Source organism: Paraburkholderia sp. BR10936 (assembly GCF_040965735.1).
GTDB classification, from domain to species: Bacteria; Pseudomonadota; Gammaproteobacteria; order Burkholderiales; family Burkholderiaceae; genus Paraburkholderia; species Paraburkholderia nodosa_A.
The window spans coordinates 1-255 of record NZ_JBFRCM010000096.1 but is presented as its reverse complement, the minus strand read 5'-3'; the positions used below and the strand labels follow the sequence as shown (position 1 = coordinate 255).

1 protein-coding gene is annotated in these 255 nt (G+C 64.3%); it reads left to right on the top strand.

Annotation, left to right across the window (positions count from 1 at the left end; translation table 11 throughout):
- Window positions 1-255: type VI secretion IcmF C-terminal domain-containing protein (locus AB4Y36_RS40575; protein ID WP_368685947.1), on the top strand; the 255-nt coding region annotated here is incomplete at both ends.

Here is a 255-nt window from a genome sequence, read left to right as displayed (position 1 = left end):
CGACCGTGCTGTTTCCGTCCGGCGACGCGCATATCCGGTTTGATCTGCGCGGTGTCGCGACGCCGGGCGTGACAAACATGAAAGTGATGCTGTCCGGGCGTGAGCTCGACTACTTCAACCAGAAGGAGGACTGGGTCCCGTTCGAGTGGCCGGGCCAGTCGCTGGAGAACCTCTCGCACATCGAATGGAAGACCGAACAAGGCGGCCTGCGCACGGCGCTCGATGCGCAGGGCCGGTTCGGACTGATCCGGCTGC